17 protein-coding genes and 3 pseudogenes are annotated in these 23,112 nt (G+C 65.5%); 9 read left to right on the top strand and 11 right to left on the bottom strand.

Annotated elements, in window-relative coordinates:
• Positions 1–310: 310 nt before the first annotated feature.
• Entirely contained in the window at positions 311–1,111 is an 801-nt protein-coding gene (locus tag VSR34_RS30630) for a MetQ/NlpA family lipoprotein (protein WP_342964372.1), read from the bottom strand.
• Between the two features lie 228 nt (positions 1,112–1,339).
• The gene (locus VSR34_RS30625; protein WP_028213622.1) at positions 1,340–2,164 is read right to left on the bottom strand and encodes a PhnD/SsuA/transferrin family substrate-binding protein; all 825 of its coding nucleotides are present in this window, start codon (positions 2,162–2,164) and stop codon (positions 1,340–1,342) included.
• 176 nt (positions 2,165–2,340) lie between these two features.
• Here VSR34_RS30625 and VSR34_RS30620 point away from each other — a divergent pair, with 176 nt between their 5' ends.
• Entirely contained in the window at positions 2,341–3,303 is a 963-nt protein-coding gene (locus tag VSR34_RS30620; protein ID WP_042290849.1) for a fatty acid desaturase, read from the top strand.
• Between the two features lie 6 nt (positions 3,304–3,309).
• Here the strand turns inward: VSR34_RS30620 and VSR34_RS30615 are convergent, their stop codons facing one another.
• Positions 3,310–4,473, bottom strand: coding sequence for an epoxide hydrolase family protein (locus tag VSR34_RS30615; RefSeq protein WP_342964369.1), 1,164 nt, complete (start codon positions 4,471–4,473; stop codon positions 3,310–3,312).
• A gap of 100 nt (positions 4,474–4,573) precedes the next feature.
• Here VSR34_RS30615 and VSR34_RS30610 point away from each other — a divergent pair.
• Positions 4,574–4,720 (top strand): annotated as a pseudogene (locus VSR34_RS30610) (substrate-binding domain-containing protein); the annotation flags it as partial.
• 103 nt (positions 4,721–4,823) lie between these two features.
• Here the strand turns inward: VSR34_RS30610 and VSR34_RS30605 are convergent.
• The 4 genes from VSR34_RS30605 to VSR34_RS30590 form a co-directional block, all read right to left on the bottom strand.
• The gene (locus VSR34_RS30605; protein WP_028213624.1) at positions 4,824–6,140 is read right to left on the bottom strand and encodes an MFS transporter; all 1,317 of its coding nucleotides are present in this window, start codon (positions 6,138–6,140) and stop codon (positions 4,824–4,826) included.
• A 68-nt stretch (positions 6,141–6,208) separates the two neighbouring features.
• A complete protein-coding gene (gene tcuB / locus VSR34_RS30600; RefSeq protein WP_238327998.1) occupies positions 6,209–7,369 on the bottom strand; it encodes a tricarballylate utilization 4Fe-4S protein TcuB in 1,161 nt (386 codons plus the stop codon).
• A 40-nt stretch (positions 7,370–7,409) separates the two neighbouring features.
• Positions 7,410–8,819 (bottom strand): FAD-dependent tricarballylate dehydrogenase TcuA, encoded by a 1,410-nt coding sequence (gene tcuA / locus VSR34_RS30595; RefSeq protein WP_342964368.1) that lies wholly within the window; start codon positions 8,817–8,819, stop codon positions 7,410–7,412.
• A 73-nt stretch (positions 8,820–8,892) separates the two neighbouring features.
• Positions 8,893–9,834, bottom strand: coding sequence for a LysR family transcriptional regulator (locus VSR34_RS30590; protein WP_028233139.1), 942 nt, complete (start codon positions 9,832–9,834; stop codon positions 8,893–8,895).
• A gap of 244 nt (positions 9,835–10,078) precedes the next feature.
• On the opposite strand from VSR34_RS30590, the pseudogene VSR34_RS30585 reads away from it, so the two are divergent.
• The 6 genes and pseudogenes from VSR34_RS30585 to VSR34_RS30560 form a co-directional block, all read left to right on the top strand.
• Positions 10,079–10,351: pseudogene (locus tag VSR34_RS30585) on the top strand (acetate--CoA ligase family protein); the annotation flags it as partial.
• Between the two features lie 118 nt (positions 10,352–10,469).
• Positions 10,470–10,698: pseudogene (locus VSR34_RS30580) on the top strand (aromatic acid/H+ symport family MFS transporter); the annotation flags it as partial.
• Between the two features lie 276 nt (positions 10,699–10,974).
• Complete coding sequence (locus tag VSR34_RS30575) at positions 10,975–11,403, top strand: VOC family protein (RefSeq protein WP_028213630.1); 429 nt, start codon at positions 10,975–10,977, stop codon at positions 11,401–11,403.
• A gap of 51 nt (positions 11,404–11,454) precedes the next feature.
• Positions 11,455–12,123, top strand: coding sequence for a LysE family translocator (locus VSR34_RS30570; RefSeq protein ID WP_238327992.1), 669 nt, complete (start codon positions 11,455–11,457; stop codon positions 12,121–12,123).
• 409 nt (positions 12,124–12,532) lie between these two features.
• Positions 12,533–13,219, top strand: a complete 687-nt coding sequence (locus tag VSR34_RS30565; RefSeq protein ID WP_028213631.1) for a heavy metal response regulator transcription factor — start codon at positions 12,533–12,535, stop codon at positions 13,217–13,219.
• A gap of 8 nt (positions 13,220–13,227) precedes the next feature.
• Positions 13,228–14,643 carry a heavy metal sensor histidine kinase gene (locus VSR34_RS30560; RefSeq protein ID WP_342964371.1) on the top strand — a complete coding sequence of 472 codons (1,416 nt, stop codon included), beginning with the start codon at positions 13,228–13,230 and terminating at the stop codon, positions 14,641–14,643.
• Here VSR34_RS30560 and VSR34_RS30555 read toward each other — a convergent pair.
• From VSR34_RS30555 to VSR34_RS30545, 3 genes are read right to left on the bottom strand one after another with little or no spacing between them, the layout of a single operon-like run.
• Positions 14,618–16,111: an efflux transporter outer membrane subunit gene (locus tag VSR34_RS30555; protein ID WP_342964367.1), complete on the bottom strand. Its 1,494-nt coding sequence runs from the start codon at positions 16,109–16,111 to the stop codon at positions 14,618–14,620. The two genes, VSR34_RS30560 and VSR34_RS30555, sit on opposite strands and share 26 nt — an antisense overlap.
• Before the next feature lie 15 nt (positions 16,112–16,126).
• Entirely contained in the window at positions 16,127–17,341 is a 1,215-nt protein-coding gene (locus VSR34_RS30550) for an efflux RND transporter periplasmic adaptor subunit (protein WP_342964366.1), read from the bottom strand.
• A 9-nt stretch (positions 17,342–17,350) separates the two neighbouring features.
• Positions 17,351–20,551: an efflux RND transporter permease subunit gene (locus tag VSR34_RS30545; protein WP_342964365.1), complete on the bottom strand. Its 3,201-nt coding sequence runs from the start codon at positions 20,549–20,551 to the stop codon at positions 17,351–17,353.
• 274 nt (positions 20,552–20,825) lie between these two features.
• Between VSR34_RS30545 and VSR34_RS30540 the strand changes: the two genes are divergently transcribed.
• Positions 20,826–21,176, top strand: coding sequence for a DUF4148 domain-containing protein (locus VSR34_RS30540; protein WP_342964364.1), 351 nt, complete (start codon positions 20,826–20,828; stop codon positions 21,174–21,176).
• A gap of 146 nt (positions 21,177–21,322) precedes the next feature.
• Here VSR34_RS30540 and VSR34_RS30535 read toward each other — a convergent pair whose 3' ends face one another.
• Entirely contained in the window at positions 21,323–22,864 is a 1,542-nt protein-coding gene (locus tag VSR34_RS30535) for a transporter substrate-binding domain-containing protein (protein WP_342964363.1), read from the bottom strand.
• Positions 22,865–23,112: the final 248 nt, after the last annotated feature.

The following is a 23,112-nucleotide window of genomic DNA, read 5'->3' as shown; positions in this document are numbered from 1 at the left end:
GCTGATTCGTCCCATCCGGTTTCCCATGCAGACTCTTCCGCAGCGCGCGTAGCGAGCAGCGGGATGAATGAGCGCCTTGTCACTGGCTTTGAAGGTGCGAGGTGACAGACGCTCCGGAGCCATTCACGATTTACGACGAGAGGTGAATGGTGGCAGGCATTGGCGGTGTGAGCGGCTTTCTTTTGCCTACTTTTCTTTGCCGCGGCAAAGAAAAGTAGGTGCCGCCCCGCACAGGGGCAACGCCTGCATACCGACGCGAACACAAGCAAAGTCCAAAGCGGCGAGAACCGAGACAAAAACGTCCTGCGCCCTACGGCTGCGGCGCGTCCTTCCACGCAGGCAGCGTCGCCCCGTGATAAACGGTGAGAATCTCGCTCGCGACATTAGCCTGCTGATAACTCTGCACGAGCGCATGCACCCACGGCGCATTGGCGTCCTTCTCGTTGACCGCAATGAAGTTGCGATACGGATTGCCCGTCACCTTCTCCTGCGCAATGCGCTCCTGAGGAATCTTGATGCCGGACTTGACGGCCCAGTCCGTGTTGACGACCGCCGCGTCAAGGTCGTCGATCGCGCGCCCGACGATGCCCGAATCGAGCTCCTTGATATGAATGTTCTTCGGATTCTTCGCGATGTCGCGCGCCGTCGGCAGCAGGCCGACGTCGGCGCGCAGCGTGATGAGCCCTTGCGCCTGCAGCAGCAAGAGCGAGCGGCCTTCGTTGCTCGGATCGTTCGGCACGCCGATGGTCGCGCCTTGCGGCAGTTCCGCCACCGACTTCACCTTGCGCGAGTAGAGCCCGATAGGCTGAACGTAGGTATAACCCACCGGCACGATCCTGTAGCCGCGCGCCTTGATCTGCGCGTCGAGATACGGCTTGTGCTGGAACGAGTTGGCATCGAGGTCGTGGGTGGACAGCGCTTCGTTGGGCTGCGTGTATTCGGAGAATGTCGTGAGCTTGACGGTGATACCCTGTTTCGCGGCATTGGCGGCGACTACGCGCCATACGTCTTCGTCTTCGCCCGACATGATGCCCACACGCACCGTCCGGTCCGCCGCGTGTGCGAGCGGCATGCCCCCGAGGCCCACGCCCAGCGCGAGCGAAGCCAGCATCGTTCCCAGCAGTGTTCTTTTCTTCATAGCGTCCATTTTTTGGTGAGTTGTGGATGAACCGATGCTAGAGAGGGCGCTTGCGGCGGACAACCAATTTGTGACGGATTGCTTAGCTAGTTTCGTTGTTTTGCGCTGTGCAACGCCGTGAGCCAGGATGCAGCGGATCAGGCGCTTTCAGTCCTCCCGCTCATCGACGGTGAAGGTGACGTGGACGAACCATCGCCGTATTCAACGCAATGCGGCGTAGCCCTGCTGCGCGGCGGAGTTCGCGATGTCCGCGATCTCGTCATAGGCGTCGGGGGTGAGTCTCGCAAATCCGCGCAGCCGCAGCTTGCGTGCGCGCTCGGCGTCGGCTGCGTGAGCAGCGACCAATGCATCGCGCAACGCTTCGGCGTGGTTGGCTTCGAGCGAGCGTGAAGCGATGAGCGGAAGGCCCGGCGCGGATGCCGTCATGCCGATGATGCGCAAGCCTTCCAACCGCTCCGGGTGCGCATCGCGCAACAGCGCGAGCGTCACACAGTCGATGGCGCCCATATCGGCCGTACCGCTCGCCAGCGCATGCAGCGTGGCCGCATGCGACCCGGTCCAATGTACCGATGAAAAGAACCGGCCATCGCACGCGTGCGGGGCGACGGCATGGCGCAGCGCATTCATGCCGCTGTGCGAATCGGCGCTATTGCAGGCGGCGCGCAGTCCACGGCATGCGGCCACGGTCGTCGCGCCGCGCTGCCATGCCTGCGCCGAAACGACGAGCGCGCTGCGATAGCGCGGGCCCTCGCAGCCGGGCGCGTCGAATAGCGGCGTCGCGATCAAGTGGACCGCGCGGGCGAGGCCCAGCATCCGGTACGGAAAACCGCAGGTCTGCGAAAGCAGCAGATCATTGCGGCGCCAGTGCTGGAGCAGGTCGCCCTCAGGCGCGTCCACGATCGCGACTTCGGCTGGGCCGACCGCGCGCGCGAACGCGTCCAGACAGTCGCTCAACAGCGACCGCCACGACACCGCGTGTTGCGGCGTCACGTTATACATGGGCAGGGAGGCGATCCAGGGGCTCATGGCCGCATTCTACGCCGCGGGTTGCGGCGCGCTCCAACGGCCCGTTCGCTGCGCGGGGAAATAAGCAAATGGCGATTCGTTGGTTGGCGTTGTGACTCGAACTCGTTATGGTGAAGCCTGAGTTGCATTGCTCTCCGTATGGAGTGGCCCCATCCTTCATGACGGAACAGGCGTTCATGGCCGAATACTTCGACACAGATCACGCACGCGAAATCGCGGCGCTCGGCAAGGGCTTCGCGGCACGCACGGAATGGCCCACGTGGCTGGTGATCGTCGCGATCTACGGCGGATGGTTCGGCGTGCTGCTGCTCGTGCGCACCGGCGCTCTCTCGCTTGCCGCCGCTACGCCATGGCTCGTCGTGCTGTGCGCCTGGCACATGTCGCTGCAGCATGAATTGCTGCACGGACATCCGACCCGGTTGGGATGGCTGAATACGGCGCTGGGCTGGCCGCCGCTCGCTATATGGTTTCCCTTCGCGGTGTACCGCGAGAGCCACATGGCGCATCATCGCGACGAAGCGTTGACCGTGCCCGGCATCGACCCCGAAACGAACTATGTCGGCCCCGCGCAATGGGCTTGCTTGCCGCGCTGGCGGCGCGTGCTCTGGCACGCGCACAAGAGCTTCGTAGGGCGCGTGGTGATCGGCCCGCCCATGAGCGTGGCGGCGACGCTGGCCGGCGCGGGGCGGGCATGGCGAAACGGCGACTGGCGCCAGGTGCCCACGTGGCTCGCGCATGGCGCAGCCGTCGTGCTGCTGCTTTGCTGGATTCAGCGCTACGCGGGCGTGCCGTGGTGGTACTACCTCGTCGCCGTCACATGGCCTGCGCTCGGACTTGCCATGGTCCGCTCGCTCTACGAACATCGCGCGGCTTCCCATCCCAAGGCGCGCATCGCCATCAACGAGGCCGGGATCGTCATGCGGCTTCTCTATCTGAACAACAACTACCACCTCGTGCACCACGACTTGCCGCGCCTGCCGTGGTTTCAATTGCCGCGCGCCTATCGCATGCGGCGCGACGACTACCGGGAGAAGTGCGGCGGCTTCGTGATCGACGGGTACACTGCGCTGCTCAGGCGTTACGCGTGGCGAGCCACGGATGCACCCGCGCATCCGTTCGGCGACAACGCCATGTCGTGACGCTCGCTACCGGAACCGCCTGAAAAAGCGGCGCATATCGGCGGCCAGAAGGTCGGGCTCTTCCATGGCGGCGAAATGGCCGCCGCGAGGCATGTCCGTCCATTGGACGACGTCGAACACGCGTTCGAGCCATGACCTCGGCGGGTGGTTGATCTCCTTGGGAAAGCGCGCGAAGGCGACCGGCGGCAGCACGCGCTCTCCAGCAGCGAAGCGAAACGGTTGCAGGCGGTTTTCCCAATACATCTGCATCGACGTACCGATGCTTCCGGTGAACCAGTAAATCGAAAGGTTCGTCAGTAAGGTGTCCTTGGAGAAGCGGCGCTCGATCACGCCGTCACAATCGCTCCATGCGCGAAACTTCTCGCCGAACCACGCGGCCAGACCCGCCGGCGAGTCGTTGAGCGACGCGGCCGCCGTTTGCGGCTTCGTCGCGTGCATATGCGCATAGCCGCCCTCCAGCGCGGCCCATTCGGCTTTCTCGCGAAGATAGTCCTGTTCCGCCGGCGTGAACGGGGCGTTCGCCGCATCGACGGTGGGTTCGTACGAGCTCGGCAGGAAATTGAGGTGGATTCCGTCCACCGCCTGACTGTGCCGCGAAGCCAGTGCGATCGACACGCCGGCGCCGAGGTCGCCGCCCTGCGCGCCGAAGCGGTCATAGCCGAGACCTCGCATGAGCGCGGCCCACCGATCGGCCACCTGGAATGCGGAGGCGCCGGGCATTGCGGGCGCGGGCGAAAACGCGAAGCCGGGGAGCGAAGGGACGACGACATCGAACGCATCGGCGGGGTCCGCGCCGAATGCGGCGGGGTCGCAAAGGCGGTCGAGCAGCGCGTGGAATTCGACGAACGAGCCGGGCCAGCCATGCGTGATGACGAGCGGGTAGGGCTTTGGGCCCACGCCGCGCCGATGCACGAAGTGCACGCGCTGGCCGCCCGCATCGGTTGCCACGTCGGCCATGAACTGCGGTTGCTGATTTAGCTCGCGCTCGGCGGCGCGCCAGTCGAATTCGTCTGCCCACCACGCGACCAGTTCTCGCAGCCATGCAGTGTCCGCGCCCTGCTGCCATGCCGGCGCGGGCGTGGCATTCGCCCAGCGTGTGGCGCGCAGGCGCTGGCGCAGGTCGTCGATGGCGTCGTCGGGGACGTCAAGCTCGAATCGGTCGATATGCATGGTGGCTCGTCCTCAATGGAAAACCAGAGTGCCGCCCATTATGGGCGAACTCGCGGGCGTGCACGGCACGGTCGCGGCGGTGTCGCGGTGACGCGGTGACGTGGACGTGATCGGGCCGTTGCCCGCCGGCGCCCAACTGGTGACGGTCTTTTCCGCGGCGATCTGCGCGGTGTCGCAGCGGCGGCAGGCCGCCGCCGGCTTCCTTGCATTCCTTGCCTCGGATCGCACCGAGGCGACCAAGCGGGCGTTCGGCATGGAGCCGGCAGGCGCGGCAGACCTGCGCCAGGAGGTAACTGCGGCAAGGGAAAAGCAGCAGCTCGCGCGCGCGGTAGCCGCCGTGCGAGTCGCGTTCAGGCGAGCGACGCGGACCGCTCGGCCGCGCCGCCCCGGCGATACAGCGCGAGGGTGGCGACGAGCCCGCATGCCGCGGCGAAACTCAGCCAGTAGCCCGGCGCGGCCTTGTCGCCGGTGATCTCGATGAGATACGTCGAGACGGCGGGCGTAAAGCCTCCGAACACCGCGGTGGCGAGACTGAACGCAAGCGAGAAACCGGCCACGCGGACCCTGGCGGGCATGACTTCGGTGAGCGCTGCGACCATCGCGCCGTTGTACATGCCGAAAAAGAACGAGAGCCACAGCAGCACGATGAGCATGCGGCCGAAGCTCGGTGCCGACGCGAGCCAGGAGAGCGCCGGATACGACGTGCAGATGGCGAGCACGGTGATGGCGATGAGAATCGGCCTGCGCCCGATGCGGTCCGAGAGCGCGCCTCCGACGGGCAGCCAGAAGAAGTTCGAGACGCCCACGCAGAGCGTGACGATCAGGCTGTCCGCCGTAGTGAGCTTCAGAACGGCTTTGCCGAAGGTCGGCGTATAGACCGTGATGAGATAGAACGTGGTGGTGGTCATGGCGACGAGCAGCATGCCCGCGAGCACCGTCCGCCAGTTTTGCAGCATCGTAGCGAACACCTCGCGCGCACGCGGATGGTGAGTGCGCGCCTTGAATTCGTCGGTCTCCTGGAGCTTGCTTCGCAGTACGAAGATGACCGGCACGATCGCGCAGCCGACGAAGAACGGAATGCGCCAGCCCCATGCGCCGATCTGGCTGGCCGTCAGCAGATGATTGAGCAGATAGCCAAGGGCAGCCGCAACGACGATTGCGACCTGCTGGCTCGCCGACTGCCAGCTCGTATAGAAGCCCTTGCGCTGCGGCGTCGCGATCTCCGCGAGATAGACGGAAACGCCGCCCAGCTCGGCGCCGGCGGAAAACCCTTGCAGCAAGCGCCCGAGAAGCACGAGCGCGGGTGCCAGAAGTCCGATCGTCGCGTATCCGGGCACGCAAGCGATCAGGATCGTGCCGCTCGCCATGATCGAGAGTGTGACGATCAACCCTTTGCGGCGGCCCACTTCGTCGATGTACGCGCCGAGCACGATCGCGCCGAGCGGACGCATGAGGAAGCCCGCGCCGAACACGGCGAACGTCAGCATCAGTGAGGCGAACTCGCTCGTGGACGGAAAGAAGATGTGCGAGATCGAGGTCGCATAGAAGCCGAAAAGAAAGAAGTCGAACTGCTCCAGAAAGTTGCCGCTGGTCACGCGCAGGACTGCGCCGAACTTCGACGTTCGACCGTGCGCGCTATCCCCGCCCTTGAGCGATGAGGAATGCATGAGTTGTCTCCATGAATGTGTTATGTGAGTGCGGCGGCCCGTCGAACGTGCGGCCGTCACGACTGCAGTCAATCCGCGCCGGCTTGCAGGCGAGTGGTCTGCCGCTTTTCGATCGATGACTTGACGAGCGCGGCACAGCGATAGATTCCGTGGGCGAATTTGCCATAGGGCAGCGTGGCAAAGAGCGCCATCACGACGCCGAGGTGCACGGCCAGCAGCCAGGCCATCGCGGCGGTGTCGCGCCACGCGAGGAGCGCGAGACCCGAGGCGCTCGTCAGGAACAGCAGCGCGATGAAGCCGCGGTCCATCGGACGCTGCTTGGGATCTCCGCGGTTCGGGTCGCGACGCAGGTTGAGCCAGAGCAGGCCCGCCGGCCCGACGAGCAAGCCGGCTCCACCGGCCGTGCCGAGCATCACGGGAAGACTGAACAGCGGGTAGGGCGCGTGCAGGTCGAGCGCGTAGTGATAGAACGTGGCTACCACCGTCGCTGCAAAGCACAGCATGAAGCCATAGAACGTCAAATGATGGAAACGCCGGCGCGCGAGTGTGAACGCATCGTCCGACTCGTTGCAGCCGTCGCCGTGGCCGCCGTCGAGATACGTCAGGGTGAGCGCGTGCTTCGAGGCCTCGGCGAGGGCCGGGGCGCTGGCCGTTCCCGCCGACACGTCACGCCAGAATCGCGACACGCCGATTCCGAGCGCGAGCATCGCGAAGCCGAAGACCGTGCCGAACATCGCTGCGAGCAGGTTATGCGGGAAAACCGCATAGAAGTTGCCGCCTGATGGTCCCGCGAACAGCGAACCCTTGAACGCGATACCCAGCACCAGAAAAAGGGCGAGTCCGATTGCGAGCGCAAGCGCGAGGGTCAATCCGTTGCGCTTGTACAGCGCACCCATTGGCGACGGCCACGCATACTCGGTATAGGTTTCGAGGCGGACCTTGGCCATCGCCTGCGGCACGTTCACGGCGAACTCGTGTGGCGGCGCATACTGGCATGCGTGATAGCACGCGCCGCAGTTATGGCACAGATTGGCAAGGTAATTGACGTCGGCCTTGGCGAATTCGAGGCGCCGCGTCATCGCCGGAAAGACGGCGCAGAATCCTTCGCAGTAACGGCAGGCATTGCAGATCTGCATCTGCCGTGCGACTTCCGTTTCGTTCTGCGTGAGCGGGAGCACGCGGATTATCGATGTCGCCGATCCGCTCGCGGCGCCGCGGGGGACGGCGATGGAAGGCGAGGCGAGGTCCCGCGCCTCGCGGGCAAGTGCTTCAAGCTTCTGCACGTTGAACTCCAGTGTGATGAGCGGCGGCCATCGCGGCCCGTGTGCCGGCAATGCGTCCGAATGCGGTGCCGATCGACATGCCCACGCCGGCCGTATAACCCTTGCCGAGCACGTTGCCGGCCATCATTTCTCCGGCTACGAAAAGGTTCTCGCTTGGGCGTCCGCCGAAATGCACCTGGGCGTGTTCGTTCACCTTGAGTCCCAGGTAGGTGAACGTGATGCCCGGCCGCAATGCATAGCCGAAGAAGGGGGCGGTATCGATGGGCCGCGCCCAGTGCGTTTTCGCTGGCGTGAGGCCTTCGGTCCGGCAGTCATCGAGTGCCGTGTGATCGAATGTGCCGGCGCGGCAAGCGGCGTTATAGGCGCGGATCGTTTCGACGAACGCCGCTTCGGGCAGGTCCAGTTGACGCGCCAGTTCATTCAGCGAATCGGCCTTCGCGCCCGGGAAAACGGGAGGCATGAAACGGCCGACGGCCTTCGCGTCGATGATCGAGTAGCCGATCTGACCCGGCTGCTGGGCGACGAGCCGCCCCCAGATCGCATAGCGTTTCGGCCAGAAGTCTTCGCCCTCGTCGTAAAAGCGCTGTGCGTCGCGATTGACGACCACGCCGAGCGACACGCAGTCGATCCGCGTGCAGATGCCGCCATCGTAGAGCGGCGCGCGGGCGTCGATGGCGACGCAGTGCGATTGCGACGGATCGCCGATCGTGTCCGCGCCCGACTCGATCATGTGCTTGAGCAGCACGCCCTGATTGAAGCGCGTGCCGCGAATGAGAAAGTTGTCGGCGGGCCATTCGCCGCGCTCGTTTTGTCCCCACGCTTCGCGCAGCCATTCGCGATTCGATTCGAATCCGCCGGCCGCGAGCACGCAGGCGCGCGCCTCGAAGCGCTGGCCGCCGCTGTGCGCCGCGACGAAGCGGTCTGCGTCGAGTTCGATTGCGTCGACAGGCGTGTCGTAGCGGATCTGGACCCCGAGCGCTTCGGCGCTGCGGTAGTAGGCGTTCACGAGCGCCTTGCCGCCGCCCATGAAGAACGCATTGGTTCGCGCCACGTGCAGCGCACCGGATAGCGGCGGCTGAAAGCGCACGCCGTGCTTGTGCATCCAGGGACGGCACGTCGACGATGCCCGTATCACGAGTCGCGCGAGCACCTCATTCGTGAGACCGCCGGTCACCTTGAGCAGGTCTTGCCAATATTCCTCTTCGGGATACGCGTCGACCAGCACGTCTTGCGGCGCGTCGTGCATGCAGCGCAGATTTCGGGTGTGCTGGGAGTTTCCGCCGCGCCACGCCTTCGGTGCCGATTCGAGAAGCAGCACCGACGCACCGGCTTCGCGAGCCATCAACGCGGCGCACAGCGCGGCATTGCCTCCGCCGATTACAAGAACGTCGACCATCTGAGTTGTCTCCTTTGAGACAACTATAAGAAGCTCCAGCCGGCGCGGCCATCAGGGAGGCGGCAACGGGTCTTCACGTGTCGTGAAGGGTGGCCTCGCGCAGCGCTGCGCCAGGCCAGCGGCCAGCCATGACGGTAGCGCGCGCGACATCGGCGAGCACGACGCGCGCGGCCAGCCCGGCGGGCGACAGTTCGTCGTCGGAAACACTCGCAATCAGGTTCGGCCTCGTCGCGTATGCCTCGACGAGCGGCACACTCGCCAGGGAGGCGTTCTCTGCGCGTGCGAGCGCCGCTCCTGGCTGGATCGTTGCGCCGAGTCCACCGCGCACGGCGTCCATGAGCATGGCGAGGCCGTCGACTTCGGCGGCGATGGACGGCGTGTAGCCGGCGCGCTTGAATGCGGCGTCGAGCAGTGCGCGAAGGCCGTGTGTGCCGCTTGGCAAGATGAGCGGCAGGGCGCCCAGCTTCGCGATCGACGTGCGTAATTTGCCGGGCATGCCAGGCAGCGTCGACGCGCCGATCACGAACAGCCGTTCATCGAGCAAGGGCATGACGCTCCAGCGCTGTGCGGGCTCTTCGCGAAACAGAATCGCGAGATCGATTTGCCGCGCGCCGAGCATCGCGCCGAGATAACCGGAGAGGCTTTCCACCATGCGCAGCCGCACGTCGGGATAGCGCTCGCGCATCGCCTGCATGAAAGCGAGACCGAGCACGCCTGTCGTGCTCGGGGCGAGCCCCACGCTGACATGGCCCGAGAGGCGCGCCTGGCGCGCGGCCAGCGCGGCGTCGTCGACGTGGCGCAGCGCGAGTTGCGCCTGGCGCCAGAAGGCGAGTCCCGCGTCGGTGGGAACGACGCCGCTCGACGTTCGCTGCAAGAGACGCGTCGAGAGTTCGCCCTCCAGTCTGCTGATCTGCTGGCTGAGCGCCGAGGTGACGACGCCCAGCTCGAGCGCGGCCTTGCCCATGCTGCCGTGTTCGACGACGCTCACAAAATATCGTAACTGCCGAAGTTCCATCGAAAGTCTCAGAGGTTGCGGTCCCGTAAGACCGGTTCGCGCGCATCCAGTCCTTGGCCACTTGCCATTTCATCACGAATCCCGTCTGGCGGGAGAACCAGACATCCGTGGTGACCCCAGGGAACGCATGAGGACGCGCTCACACACAAGACGGTCTAGCCAGCTTTACTGTTCCATAGAGTGGAACACGTGCCTTGGCGTTCTCCGTCTGGCGACCATAATCGCATTCATGCGGGATCCGAGTCTCTCGCACGAAGAGGCGTTGGCGCTCATCCGGGAACTGAAGACGTTTCCCCTTCTCGACGGGTTCCGCGGACGCCCGCGCGCGGATATCGAGGCTCTCGCGTCCGCGATCGTTGCGTTCGCCCGGATGGCGACCGAACTGGGCTTGCGGCTCACCGAGGCCGAGATCAATCGGATCTTCGTATTGCCCGAGGGCCAGGGCGTGCGTGCCGCCGATGGTGTCGCGGTGATCGGCGAGGTTTGCGCGGAGGCCGCCTCGCGATCCCGCGGTTAGCGTTGCTGCACGGTCAGTGCCATGGTGACTTTTGCCGGCGCTGTATCGCCGATTTCATCGCGGCGCGCTCGCTGAAACCCTCGACCGTGCCGCGACGCGCCTTCGCGACGATCACGGCTTGAGTGGTGCGCAAACGGGCCTCAACGCTTATGCTCCGGGCTGCTATAAGACCGTTGCGCGCGCAACTTGTAGGAGCTGGATGCTGGGCATTGGCCGCTTCGGCAGCATTTTTGGCTCGGGCATCGGCGGCGCGCTGCTGGGTCTCTGCTGGCAATTCAGCGCGATTTCTCGCGATGCTCGCGGTGCCGGCCGTGCTGGCGGTGGTTGCGATCGTGATCTCGCAGCGTGTGCGTTATAGCGAACCGGCGGCGCAGGTGAGCGCGGCACACAGAGTTTTTATTTGCCGACAGCGCTGGGTCGAGCGGCGCGGCGGTGCGATGAGCACTGCCGCGCTGTTTTTGGGGAGGCGCTGATTGATTCAGATGCCTGCCGGGAACCTGAAACAGGCCTACACTCATCCATGCCCCGCGTTACCTGAACACCGGGCGCCACTTTAGTTCGACGGGCGCGTGCGGACGTATTCGTTCCTCGAGGAGCCGCTCATTCGCGGCAAAGGAGAAGCCATGGAAGAGATCCTAAAGGCCACAGCGTTGTTCATCGCGGGATTTGGCCCGATCGTCACTGATCCCCAGGCAAGCCGCGAGCTTTACAGTCGAGCGTTCGGTATCCCCTTCAAGGAAGAGAATGGCGGCTACCTGCATACCGAAAATCTGAAAGGCGCAAATTCGTTTGCGCTGTGGCCACTCCCCCAGGCGGCGCAGTCGTGCTTCGGCACGGATGCGTGGCCTCATGACGTACCCATTCCGCAAGCCTGGATTGAGTTCGATGTCGAAGATGTCGCGGCGGCTACCGCGGAACTCGAATCACGAGGGTATCGGATGCTGGTCAGTAACCGGAACGAGCCGTGGGGCCAGACCGTCAGTCGCTTCATCGGGCCGGAAGGATTGCTGGTAGGCGTCACCTTTACGCCATGGATGCGAGAAGCAAAATGATGGAGGCCACGGCGCGGCAAGCGCCATCCACATTGCTCAGGAAGGCATGCGATGCCTGAAGGCCTCACCGAACTCAACGGCCTTCCAGGGCTCGTTCTGACGTCCGCCGTGCTGATCGCCGTTCCAGGACCGAGCATCATGTTCCTGGTCGGGCAGACCATCACGGTCGGACGCCGCAATGCATTCCGAGGCGTCATCGGCAATGCGATCGGAACGTACTGCGTCGCGATTATCGTGGCCTTGGGCATCGGATCTCTCATCGTTCACTCCAGCTACGCATTGACGATCATTCGTCTGCTGGGAGCGGTCGTTTTACTGGGCATTGGTATTCAATACCTGGCGTTTTCCAGACCGCTATCAACCGCGAGCGGAAACTGGTCCCGGAAGTCGGGCCAGTCGCTGCTCGCGGGCATCATTGTGGGAGCAACGAACCCGAAGGCATTGATCATGTTCGGCTCGATCGTCCCGAGCTTCATGAGCAGTGGGATCGACAGCCCTGTCCTTTCACTTCTCGGCATTTCACTGGTCCCGATCACCCTTGGACTGGTGATCGACGCCGCCTGGGTAGCAGCCGCGCACTCCGTGACCACGAGCGGCCTTTTGCTACGTGGCAAAGCTCTTCAACATTGTTGGCGGCGCACTGATGGTAGCCATGGCCGTACTGCTGGCCATGGAGACCCTGCGATGAGGTCTGGAGACGTTTCGCTGCGGCCAGGGTGAGGGAAGCTGAAAAAGAGGCTGGGCTGGGACGAGGAGGCTCCGCCGTCACCGCTGAAGTGTCGCTCGTTGGATATCGGCATCGCAGGCGTAGTGATTAACTCCGTGCTGCCTGGCTTCATACTCTGTTACGCAGGGAAATACGTTCGAGGACTTGAACCGGACGGAAATCCCGTCGCGCGAGGCGCCCCCGCGGTCTGCAACGACCATTGCATGGGCCTTGCCGCCGAAAACGGCGTGGAGGCCGGCGAGTTCTCTAGTGCCTGCCTGCGAACGCGCTGCACCCAATGACACCCAAGGCAGGTTCGATACGTCCGTTCGACAGCGGTTCCGCAAAACACGCCGCCACCAGGCGCGCGAGGCCAGCGAACGCATACAATTGAGCCGGACACACTCTGTGAGCAGAACGGCGATGCGCATTCTCGTGATCGAAGACGAACCGAAAACCGGCGCCTATCTAAAGAAGGGCTTCGAAGAATCCGGCTACGCAGTGGACGTCGCCGCGGACGGCGCGGAAGGCCTGATCCTCGCGAAGGAAGCGGCGTACGACGTGATCGTGCTCGACGTCATGCTCCCCGCCATGGACGGCTGGACGGTGCTCAAGGCGCTGCGCGCCACGCACACCACGCCGGTGCTCTTCCTCACCGCACGCGACGACATCAACGACCGCGTGAAGGGTCTCGAGCTGGGCGGCGACGACTACCTCGTCAAGCCGTTCGCCTTCGTCGAACTGCTGGCGCGCGTGCGCACGCTGGCCCGGCGCGGGCCGCCGCGCGAGAGCGACGTGCTCTCGCTAGGCGACCTCGAAGTGGACGTCACGCGGCGGCGCGTGAAACGCGGCGCCACTCGCATCGACCTCACGCCAAAGGAGTTCTCGCTGCTGCAACTGCTCGTGCGCCGCCAGGGCGAAGTGCTCACGCGCACGCAGATCGCCTCGTACGTGTGGGACATGAACTTCGACAGCGACACCAACGTCGTGGAAGTCGCCATTCGCCGCCTGCGCGCCAAGGTCGACGACGCGTTCGACGTCAAATTGATCCATACCGTGCGCGGCGTGGGCTACGTCGCCGAGATCACCGACGATAAAGGGTCCGCCTGATGTCGCGGCTGGCCGTGCGCTCGCTCACCACCGGCCTCGCGCTCAGTTTCGCGGGCACGACGCTCGCGGTGTTCGCGCTCGTGGGCAGCACGCTTTATTTCACGCTCGACCGCGAAGTCAAACAGCAGGACGACCTCGACATCGTGCTGATTTCCCGGCATACACGGCGCCTCGCGCAGGAGCTGCACACCGCGCAGGACGTGCGCGAGCACGCGCAGCGGCTGACGAGCCAGGTGCTCGGCAACGCCGCGCTTTCGATGGAGATACTCGACGCCGGCGGCGCGCCCCTCGTCGAGCACAACACGGCCAGCATTGCCGACGCGGTGTTCCCGCAAGCGGCGCTCGCGCGGCGCATCCCCTCGGCGCAGCGCATTACCGAAGGCGACGTGGTGGAGTGGCGCAACCTGCGCGGCGTGCCCGTGCGCGGGCTCGCCACCGAGGCGGCGCTCGCCGACGGCACGCCCGTCACGATCGTCATCGCGCGCGACATGACCGATCGCTGGCTGCTGCTCGACCGTTATCGCGAGCGCCTTTACGCCTTCGGCCTTGCGGGCATGCTGCTCGCGTTCCTCATGAGCTGGCTGCTCGTGCGCGAGTCGCTGCGGCCGCTGCGCGAGATGGCCGCGCGCGCCGCCACGATCACGGTCGAGCGGCTCGACACGCCCATCGAGGTCGAGGGCGCGCCGAGCGAACTAGAAGCGCTCATGAAGTCACTCAACGCCATGCTCGACCGGCTGCACGGCGGCTTCGAGCGCATGTCGCAATACACGGCGGATCTCGCGCACGACATGCGCACGCCGCTCGGCAATCTGCGCGGCGCGACCGAGGTGGCGCTCGCGCGGGAGCGCACGACGGCCGAATACGAAGCGCTGCTCGAATCGAATCTCGAGGAGTGCGAACGGCTTTCCCGCATGATCGAGAACGTGATTTTTCTGGCGCGCGCCGAGCATCCGCAATTCATGACGACGCTCGCCGAGTTCGACGTGCAGGACGCCCTCACGCAGATCGCCGACTACTTCGAAGGCCTGGCGGAGGACGCGGGCGTGCGCATTCGCGTGCTAGGCAAAGGGCGTCTGCGCGCGGACAAGGAGCTGTTCCGGCGCGCCGTGGGCAACCTGCTCGCCAATGCGCTGCGCTACACGCCTCGCGGCGGCGAGATCACGATGAGTGTGCAGGAGACACCTTCGGCCGTCGAAGTCGCCGTGGCCAACCCCGGCACGCCGATCGACGCCGCGCTGCTCGAACGCATTTTCGACCGCTTCTACCGCGCCGACGCGTCGCGCCATAGCGAGCCGCGCGCCGGCGCTTCGGCGGGGCTCGGTCTCGCGATCGTGCGCTCGATCATGGCGTTGCACGGCGGCTCGGCGCGCGCCGAAAGCGACGCGACGGCCACGCGCTTCATCCTGACGTTCGCGCGCCGTTGATGCCGGGATCGCCCGGTGCGTTCATGCCGCTCAGCGCCGCGCGGTCCCATCCGCCGCCCAGCGCTTCGAGCAGATGGACGCTCGCATCGAGTCTTCTGCCCGCAATCTGCTCCTCGTTGCGTTCGTTCGCGAGCGCGATGGTCTGTGCCGTCACCACGTCGAGATAGTTCACCGCGCCCGCCTGGTAGCGGTGGGTCGTCAGTTCGAGCGAGCGTTGCGCGGCGGCCGTGGCGCGTTGCTGGCTTTGCGCTTCGCTCGCCAGCGTGTCGAGCGCGCTCAGGTTGTCTTCGACCTGCTGGAACGCCGTGAGCACGGTTTGCCGGTAGCCGGCCACGGCCGCGTCGTATTGCGCGTTCGCGCGTTTGAGCGTGGCGTTGCGGCGGCCGCCGTCGAACAGCGTGCCCGCTAGCTGCGCGCCGATCGACCAGAAAAGGCTCGGCGCGCTGAACCACGGCGCGAAGAAGGTGCTTTCCAGGCCCGCCGTCGCGGAGAGCGTGAGGTCGGGATAGAAGGCCGCGCGCGCCTCGCCGATCCTGGCATTGGCCGCCGCCACGCGCCGCTCCGCGGCCGCGATGTCCGGACGCCGTTGGAGCAGCGCCGAGGGCACGCCTGCGGGAACCGGTGGCACCACCACCGGATCCACGCGCGGCGGCAGCGCGAATGTGGAAGCAGGGACGCCGATCAGCGTGGCGATGGCGTGCTGCAGCTGCGCGCGCTGCACGTCGATATCGCTGTCCATCGTGCGCGCGCTTTCGAGCTGCGTTTGCGCCTGGGCGACCGCGGAGGCGTCGATCGCGCCATCGGCGAGCTGCTGCTCAACGATGCGCAGCGCGGCCGCGTAGGCGGTCACGGTGTCGTCGAGCAGCTTTTTCTGCCGATCGAGCGAGCGCAAAGCGAAGTAGTTCGCGGCAAGCTGGCTCGAGACCGCCAGGCGCACCGATTCGACATCGGCGTCGCTCGCCTGCGCATTGGCGCGCGCCTCTGTCGTCGCGTCCTTCACGCGCCCGAACAGGTCGGGTTCCCAGCTCGCCGTGAGCCCCGTGGAGTAGTCCGGGACCGTCTTGCCGGCGAGCGAATGGTCCACGAGATTCTGCGAGGTCCGGTAACGCTGCGCCGCCACGCCCGCCGTAACCGTGGGCGCATAGCCCGCGCGCTGGTAGTCGAGCATCGCGCGCGCGGCTTCGAGGTTGGCTACGGCCTGGCGCACGGTCTGGTTCGATACGTCCACGCGCGCTTCGAGCTGGTCCAGTTCGTTGTCGCCGAAGACGGTCCACCAGGGCCCGCGCGGATTGGCGTCGGCGGGCTCGGCGACGCTCCAGCCCGGGGTCGCGGCGGGTTGTGTTGCATAGTGCGTGGGGACGTCGACCGAAGGCGCGCTGTAATGCGGCAACGTGGTGCACGCCGCGAGCGATGCCGCCGTGCAGGCCACGACGATCCGGCGCAGCGCCGGTAAGCGATGTTCGAACATGATCGTCCTCCCCACTCACGCCGTGCCCTTGCCCGCAGCGGCCGTGGCCGCGACGCGCACTTGCTGGCCGCTGGCGATGGCATCGCCCGGGTTGTCGATCACACGGTCGCTTGCCGTGAGTCCCGTGGCAATTTCCACGTAAGTGCCAAAGTCGCGGCCGATCGTAACCTTGCGCAATTGCACCTTGCTCTGTGCGTCCACCACTGCGACCGTCACGCCGTCCGGGCGGAACAACAGTGCGCTCACGGGGAGTTCCAGCGCCGGCGAGGCGGCGGTGAGCGCAAGGTGCACCTGCGCGTAGGCGCCTGGCATCAGCGCGCCGTCGTGGTTCTCAACGTCGACTTCCACGCGCAAGGTGCGGCTCACCGGGTCGATCACGTTCGAGCTGCGTGCGACGCTGGCGTCGAAGCGGCGCCCCGGATATTGTTGTGTCGTCAACCATACGGTCGTGCCCGGGGCGATGAGGCTGGCATCGTCCTGCGGCACGTCTACATAGACGCGCAGGCGGTCGGTCTGCGCGATATGGAACAGCTCGCCTGGCATCGTGGCGAGGCCCGGTGTCCCGCCCGCGGTCACGAGCGCGCCCACCTGCACGTTGCGCGCGGTGATGACGCCATCGAATGGCGCCGTCACGTTCTGGTACGAAACCAGCTCCTGCAAACGCGCCACGTTGGCCTGCGCCGCCTGGAGCGTGGCGAGCTTCGCGGCGGCGTCGCTCGTTTTCGCCTGGGCGTCCTGCTCGGAAACCGATTGCGTCTGCAGCATCGTTTGCCAGCGCTGGGCCGTGCTGCTCGCGAAGCGGTAATTTGCCTGCGCCGTCGCTTCGTCGGCGCGCGCCTGCTGGAGCTGCGCGTCGAGCTCGGGCGTGTCGATCTGCGCGAGCGTCTGGCCTGCCTTCACATGCGCGCCGATATCGGCGGACCAGTGCTGCACGTAGCCACTCGTACGCGCATAGATCGAGGCGTCGGCCCATGACATGATCGAGCCGGGCAGCAGCAGGTCCTGCGTGGCGGGCGCGCGCGTGGGCGCGACAGTGGAGACGATCAGCTCGCGCTGTGCCGCGACCTGCTGCGCCTGCGCCGTGCGGGCCTGGAGGCGCGGCGCGATGCCCGCCGTGAGAAGCGCCGCGGCGATGGCGAGGCAGGTCAGGCCAACGACGACGGCGGAGCGACCTCGCGTCGCGGTTTGCGCCGCGGCATCGCGTTCCTCGGGCGGAATCTGCGTATTCATCTGGAATCCTTATTCAACATGAGTGGGTGCTTCAGCGTGCGTATCGTCGCTGGCTGTGCGGCGTTTCGCGAGCCAGCCATGCACCATGCCGAACACGACCGGCACGAACACGAGCGTGGAAAGCGTGCCGATCGCGAGGCCGCCGATCACGGCGCGCCCGAGCGGTGCGTTCTGCTCGCCGCCGTCGCCGAGGCCGAGCGCCATCGGCAGCATGCCGATCAGCATGGCGAGCGCCGTCATCAGCACCGGGCGAAAGCGGTTGAAGCCCGCGTCCAGCGCGGCGGCGAGCGGCGCCATGCCCGCGGCGAGCGACTCGCGCGCCGTGTTGATGACGAGGATGCTGTTGGCCGTGGCAATGCCCATGCAGAGGATCGTGCCCGTGAGCGCCGGCACGCTGAGCGTGGTTTGCGTGACGAACAGCATCCACGCGATGCCGGCGAGCGAGGCCGGCAGGCCGCTCACGATGATGAGCGGGTCGAGCCACGACTGGAAGTTCACGACCATCAGCAGGTAGACGAGCGCAATCGCGAACACGAGGCCCGCCGCGAGGCCGCCGAACGAGGCGTTCATCGACTGCACCTGGCCGCGCACGACGATCGACGAGCCGGGCGGCAGTTGCGCGCGCGCTTGATCGACGAGACGGTTCACGTCCGAGGCGACGCCGCCCAGGTCGCGCCCCTGCGTCGAGGCGAAGATGTCGAGCACGGGCTGCACGTTGTAGTGCGAGACCACGGCTTCCTGCGAGCTGCGCGAGACGGTGCCGAGCGTGCCGAGCTGGTTTTGCGGCGTGAACGAGACCGATTGCGCCGTCGTTACCGGGATATTGGCGAGCGTTTGGAGCGAATGGATGTCGTACTGCGGCACTTCGGTCACGAGCGGGTAGCTCACGCCGTTCTTCGGATCGAGCCAGAAATTGGGCGTGGTCTGCGAGCTGCCCGAGAGCGCGATGAGCAGATTCTGCGCCACGTCGTGCTGCGTGAGGCCCGCTTGCAAGGCCTTCGTTCGGTCCACGTCGACGTTGATGGTGGGTTCGTCGCCGGGCTGCTGGATGCGGGCGTCGACGAGGCCGCGCACGCCGCGCATCTCGTTTAGCAGTCGATTGGCGACGACGCGGTTCTGCTCGAGCTTGTTGCCGACGATCTGCACGTCGAGGGGCGCGGGCAGGCCGAAGTTCAGGATCTGGCTCACGATGTCGGCGGGCAGGAACGCGAAGGTCACGCCAGGAAACGATGCGTCGAGCACGTTGCGCAGCTTCGCGACATATTGCGCGGTGGGCTTGTGCTTCGGCGCGAGCGTGATGAGGATGTCCGCGTCTTCGGGGCCGATGGGGTCCGAGGAGTCGTAGGTGAGGTTGATGCCGCTCACCGGCACGCCGATGTTGTCGAGCACGGCGGCCTGTTCGGCAGGCGGAATCACGCTGCGGATCTTCGCTTCGACTTCGTCGGTGATGCGAGCCGTTTGCTCGATGCGCGTGCCCGTGGGCGCGCGCAGGTGCAGGCGGATTTCGCCCGTATCGACTGCGGGGAAGAAGTCGCGGCCCGTGAACGGCAAGAGCGCGAGCGAGCCGAGGCACAGTGCGAGCCACAGTACGACGAAGCGGCGGCGCTGCGCTATCGCGGCCTCAAGCAGCTCGCGATAGCGGTTGCGGAGGGCTTCGAAGCGGTGCTCGAATCCCGCCTGAAAACGCGTCAACACACCGGCAATGCCGCGCGCGGGCGCGGCCCCTTGCTTGCGCGCCCGCAGCAGATACATGGCGAGCGTGGGAATGAGCGTGCGCGAGAAGAAGTACGACGCGCACATCGCGAACACCACGGCCTCGGCGAGCGGCACGAAGAGATAACGCGCCACGCCAGAAAGCAGGAACATCGGCACGAACACGATGCAGATGGAGAGCGTGGAAACGAACGTAGGCACGGCGATTTCACCCGAGCCGTTGAGGATCGCGTCATGCAGCGGGGCGCCGCGCTCCAGATGGTGCGTGATGTTTTCGATGGCGACGGTGGCATCGTCGACGAGTATGCCGACCGCGAGCGCGAGGCCGCCGAGCGTCATGATGTTGATGGTTTCGCCGAGCGCGGCGAGCGCGATGAGCGACGTGAGCACGGCGAGCGGAATCGTCACGGCGATGATGAGCGTGGCGCGCCAGCTGCCGAGAAAGAGCAGGATCATCGCGGCTGTGAGGCAGGCCGCAATGAGCGCTTCGCGCACGACGCCCGAGATCGCCGACTTCACGAACACCGATTGATCGGAGAGCGGCGTGATCTCGAGCGCGCTCGGCAGGCCCGCGGCGATCTTCGGCAGCATCGCCTTGACCTGCTCGATGATCGTGAGTGTCGAGGCGCTGCCGGTCTTCTCGACCGTAAGGAGTGCAGCACGTTTGCCGTCCGCGCGCACGATGTTCGTTTGCGGCGCATAACCGTCGATCACGTGCGCGACGTCGCGCACGTACACCACGCTGCCGTTCACGGTCTTGACGGGCAGGTCGTTGAGTGCCGCGACGGTCTGGGTGCTGCCGTTCATCTCCACGTTGTATTCGCGCGAGCCGATCTTCGCGGTGCCGCCGGGGAGGATGAGGTTCTGCGCGTTGACGGCGTTCACGACGTCGGCGGGCGCGAGGCCCTTTGCCTGCAGCGCTTTGGGGTCGAGCTGCACCATGATCTGGCGGATCTTGCCGCCATAGGGCAGCGGCACGGCGGCGCCTTGCACGGTGGCGAGCTGCGTGCGGATGAAGCTGTTGCCGAGGTCGTAAAGCGACTGCTCGGGCAGCGTCGCGCTCGAGAGGCCCAGTTGCAGCACGGGCACCGTCGAGGCGTTATACGTGATGATGTTAGGCGGCAGCGTGCCCGGCGGCAGGATGCGCAGGATGGAGGCGGAGTTCGAGGCGGCTTCGGCAATCGCGCGGTTGATGTCGGCGCCGGGATGGAAGAACACCTTGACCACCGAGACGCCGTTGAGCGACTGCGATTCGATGTGCTCGATGTCGTCGACGTCCGAGGTCAGGGCGCGCTCGTAGTTCGAGGTGATGCGGTGCGCCATGTCCTCGGCCGAGAAGCCGTTGTAGGTCCAGACGATGCTGACCACGGGGATGTTGATGTCCGGAAAAATGTCCGTGGGCGTGCGCATGATGGCGAGCGGCCCGAGGATGAAGAGCAGCAGGGCGAGCACGATGAACGTGTAAGGCCGCCTGAGGGCCAGTTTGACGATCCACATGGCGTTGTCCGGGTGATGGCAGGTTTGGCGCAAGTATCGGGAGGGCGCGCTTACCCGCTGCTGACCTCGACATTACGGATTCGTCATCTTCGGGACGAAGGGGCGGATACAGCCATCGGCGCGTTCTGCCCAGATAACGAACTCGTAATCAACGGGTCAGCTTCGGGTCAGCGCCGCGCGACCAGAATCCAGTCAACCTTCGCGACATTGCCGGAGGGCGGCTGAAGCGGCATCACTTCACGATGCGGCGGCCATTCATTGAGAGGTGAACATCATGAAAGCACTCGTTTCCACTTTGCTCGTTGCCTGCGCCCTGGCCGTTCCGGCCGCCGCTTTCGCCCAGACTGCCGACACGGCCGGGAACGCGCCCGTCACGCGAGCCCAGGTAAAGGCAGAACTTACGCGTCTGGAGCAGGCGGGGTATCGTCCTTTGGCCAGGGACAACAATTATCCCGACGACATCCAGCGCGCGGAGGCGATCGTCGCGCAGCAAGACGCACAGAAGGCGCAGCAGTCCGCACCGGCGAACAACGCCGTTGGCGGCGTGGCGATGACAGGAAGCTCGGATTCTGGTGCGCCGGTTCTGGCGAGCACGGGCGGCCGGTCGATTTATGCGGGGCATTGAGCAGGCGGGCGCGGCAGGCCTGGCGATGAAGCCAGGCGCCGCCGCCGCGCATCTCAATCGGCTGGATCAAACGTCCGTTTGGTCACACGCAAGCGTGCCTCAGCCGCAAATCGCATCCGGCGTTATGAAAAGCACGCGGTCTGCGCTCAGCCTTGTTTGCGCGCCTGCCCGATGGCGCGCTCACGGGCCGCACGTGCGTCCTGAACCAGCCGGTACGCGGCATAGTACTTGTAGATATTGCGCACGTACGTGGTCGTCTCGATGCCGACCTTCTCGGCAACCACGATTTCCACATTGTTGAACCACTTGTCCGGCGAAAGACCCCGGGCGCTCGCTTCCTTGCGCAGCTTCGCGATCTTCGCCGGGCCGGCGTTGTAGCTCGCGAACGCGAAGAGCGAGCGGTCCGTGTCGGAGAATTTCGCGTCCGGAAAGTAGCGCGACATCAGGAGATCGAGGTATTTCGCTCCGGCGTGAATATTGGCTTCCGTCACCCGGATGTCGCCGACGGCAAGCTCCTTGCCGGTTGCCGGCATGAGCTGCATGATGCCGATCGCGCCAACATGGCTGCGGGCGCTTTGCTTGAGCTGCGATTCCTGAAACCCCTGCGCGGCGAGCATCAATGGGTCGAAGTGATACTGCGCACCGTATCGTTCGAAAAGACCGATCGTTTCCGTGAAGCGCTTCAGGTCCGCGTCATCGGTATTGCTGGTGATCTGCTTGACGCGCTGCAGTTCCTGCTTCAGGCGCACTTCCGCGAGGCTCTGCTTCTTCATTTCGCGCAGGTAGAAGTCATTGATTGCCTGCTGGAGCTTGGGACTCTGCTTGCGGACCGCCCACCCGATATAGCCCTCGTCACGCACGGCGATGTCGTCGTGCACCACGATGGCCGGCAGCACCTGCGCCCAGAATCGCGCCTTCCAGTCGTCGACGACGAGAATCTGGAGCAGCCCGACGTTGAGCATTTCCATGGCGTCCTCGTCCTCTAGTGCATCGGGCAGCAGCACCAGCTTGACGGGCGCCTTGCCCTCTTTCTTGAAGCGCGCGTTCAGTGCATTGAGGCTCTCGAAGTAACTGCTGCTCTTGCGCACATGCACGGTCTTGCCGCTCAAGTCGTCGAGCTTGGTGAGCGCGGGCGACTTCGGCCCGGTGACGACCAGCTCGCGGACCGACTTGCGGTCGCGCGGCGCGACGAAGTCGACCTGCGCGAGCCGCGTTTCGGTGACGGTCAGATTGCCGGCGGCGATGTCGCCTTTCCCGGCAAGCAGCCCGGGGATGAGCTGATCGCGCGTCGTCGGGATGATGAAGAGGGTCAAGGGCCGCTTGCCGAGCTTGTCCTTGTACGTCTTGTTCAGGAAGCGCTCGAAGTCGCGCATCAGCCCGGCGGTCAGGCCGCGCTCATGGCCGAGGTCGTTGAAGTACAGTGTCCTGCTGTACGGCACCAGCACGCGGATCAGCCGGCGGTCCAGCATGGCGTCGAAATCGCCTAACCTCGGCTCGTTGGCGAGGTTGAGCTGGCGGGCTCGGGTTGCCTTGGGCGTTGCCGCCACGGTTCCCGACGCCGGCGCGGGCGTGGCGGCCTGCGACGCAACGGCCTGCGCCGGCGCAGGCTGGGCCGCCCAGCATGCCGGCAGGCCGGCCATCATCATCCCGAAAGACAGGATGATAGGCAACGTATGAACAATACGCATGGTGCCAGGGCAATCGCCGCGCTCATCGCTGACTGCCGCGAGTGCCGACCGTAATTGACGGGAGGCGGGCGGCCCACACAGCATTACCCCGTGTTCCGCTGATTTCCATCATGGCACAATCGTATCGGCTGGATATGGGCCGATGGTCCTATAGAGAAACTTCCCGAGCGGCTGCACGATTGACTTCGGACGAATCGAATCGCCCATCGAATCGCCAATCGTCACGGGAAATCCCGTAACGAATCTGT

The organism is Paraburkholderia sp. JHI2823 (assembly GCF_038900695.1).
GTDB lineage: Bacteria > Pseudomonadota > Gammaproteobacteria > Burkholderiales > Burkholderiaceae > Paraburkholderia > Paraburkholderia mimosarum.
This window is presented reverse-complemented; position numbering and strand designations above follow the sequence as displayed.